The sequence below is a fragment of the Microcystis sp. T1-4 genome (assembly GCF_000297435.1).
GTDB lineage: Bacteria > Cyanobacteriota > Cyanobacteriia > Cyanobacteriales > Microcystaceae > Microcystis.
Genome location: NZ_CAIP01000264.1, coordinates 1 through 1,016, shown reverse-complemented (window position 1 = coordinate 1,016; position 1,016 = coordinate 1). Strand labels below are relative to the sequence as shown.

The window sequence follows — 1,016 nt, the reverse complement described above, 5'->3', positions numbered from 1 at the left end:
GATGCTCCCTAGGGATTTAGGGGTTTGGGGAAATTTCAGCCAAATGCTTCACTTCCCCACTTCCCTACTCCCCAATTCATAATTCATAATTCATAATTCCCCAAACCCTCACCTCTCAAGAAATTAGAAGTTTCACAGCATAATTAGGAGTGATCCCTTGACTTTTGCGGCGGCTTGGGTTATGATTTTCTTATAATGGGATTGTTTTGTTTATGCCTAAGTCCCTAGATTTCCATTATTAATAAACTCTTTTAAAAATATTGTCCCAAAATCTGCAAAAAAAAGCAAGCAAAATTTTGCCGTCAATTGTTAAGTTTTGTTAAGAAAAATAGCAAGAGCGGCAAGGAATAGAAATTCCTTACCGTTGACTTTGGCCGGACTCACCACTTCTTATAGGATAAAAACTTACCCGACATAGTAATTTTAACGCGATCGCCTTTAGGGTCTTCCTCCTTATCCACGTCGAGGGTAAAATCGATCGCACTCATAATGCCATCGCCGAATTTTTCATGAATCACCGATTTTAGTGGCATTCCATACACCTGCATGATCTCGTAGAAACGATAAATCAGGGGGTCGGTGGGGACAACAGGACCCAATCCCTTGACAGGATACTCGGTTAAGGATGCGACGATTTCGGTTCCCAGTCCCAAAGCTGCCACAATTTTCGTTGCTTCTTCTAGGGAGGCGCTCGCTTGCCGGTAAAAAACAGCGGCAATCCACACCTCATCTCGTCCTAGAATCGCTTCTAGGTCAGCGAAACTCAGGCCTTTTTCCTTCTTCGCTTCCAATAGTTTTGCGGTAATTTCGGGTATCATTGCTTATTTTTGCAGAATTTGTCTGCTTCTAGTTTACCTGAACATCAATTATATAAGTAAAAGTTATGACATTGATAAAAAAATATTCCTTAAAACCCCTTTACATAACTATAAAAAGCCGATAGTATTAACTCATGTCAAACAACGAACCTTGACAACCTAATACATACAGAAATTATCCAACCATGACCACCACTC

The 1,016-nt window shown here is 40.5% G+C and carries 1 protein-coding gene; it reads right to left on the bottom strand.

The window, feature by feature from the left end; genetic code table 11:
• Window positions 1–380: 380 nt before the first annotated feature.
• Complete coding sequence (cynS, locus tag MICAI_RS15845; protein WP_002761093.1) at window positions 381–818, bottom strand: cyanase; 438 nt, start codon at window positions 816–818, stop codon at window positions 381–383.
• Window positions 819–1,016 lie beyond the last annotated feature (198 nt).